This window comes from Anaerobacillus sp. MEB173, from assembly GCF_052119505.1.
Taxonomy (GTDB): Bacteria; Bacillota; Bacilli; order Bacillales; family JBJMAU01; genus JBJMAU01.
Window position 1 is genome coordinate 1 of the sequence record NZ_JBJMAU010000078.1, and the last position, 346, is coordinate 346.

The following is a 346-nucleotide window of genomic DNA, read 5'->3' on the forward strand; positions in this document are numbered from 1 at the left end:
GATTCTAATTAAAATACCTTAAACATCGGGGCCTTAGCTCAGCTGGGAGAGCGCCTGCCTTGCACGCAGGAGGTCAGCGGTTCGATCCCGCTAGGCTCCACCAATAATATTATATTAAAAATTGATGGCGGTGTAGCTCAGCTGGCTAGAGCGTACGGTTCATACCCGTGAGGTCGGGGGTTCGATCCCCTCCGCCGCTACCATTTAAGGACTTTAACTTGCAATGGTTAGAGATAGATAACTCAGAACGATTGGTCATAGGTTTTAATCTTAAAGGTTCTATTAGGAATAAGCATTACGGAGGAATACCCAAGTCCGGCTGAAGGGATCGGTCTTGAAAACCGAC

At 47.4% G+C, this 346-nt stretch carries 2 tRNA genes; both read left to right on the plus strand.

Features of this window, described 5'->3' with window-relative positions:
- The first annotated feature begins 27 nt into the window (after positions 1-27).
- A tRNA-Ala gene (locus ACJ2A9_RS23875) sits at positions 28-103 on the plus strand.
- A 23-nt stretch (positions 104-126) separates the two neighbouring features.
- Positions 127-203, plus strand: a tRNA-Met gene (locus ACJ2A9_RS23880).
- The last annotated feature ends 143 nt before the right edge of the window (positions 204-346 follow it).